Consider the following 201-nt stretch of genomic DNA (forward strand, 5'->3'; position numbering starts at 1 on the left):
ATCGTTATTTAAGCTATTGCTAATATCCCGTAGACCTTTTAATTGTTCTAACTGGGCATAGGCCAGAAGATAGAATAGCTTAAGTGCTGTCAGTTTTTTACACGTATTTGTCAACACCTGCGTTATTAATAAGCTGAAAAATTTTTTCGTGAAAAATTGGCTGAAACAATTGAAAAAATGTGGATTTTGTGATATCCTTGC

The 201-nt window shown here is 33.3% G+C and carries 1 protein-coding gene; it reads right to left on the bottom strand.

Features of this window, described 5'->3' with window-relative positions:
* The coding region (locus JDF658_RS14930) for a DUF4372 domain-containing protein (RefSeq protein ID WP_242946694.1) at positions 1–117 on the bottom strand (117 nt) is incomplete at its 3' end.
* Positions 118–201: the final 84 nt, after the last annotated feature.

This window comes from Carboxydocella sp. JDF658 (genome assembly GCF_002049395.1).
In the GTDB taxonomy this organism is placed as follows: Bacteria; Bacillota.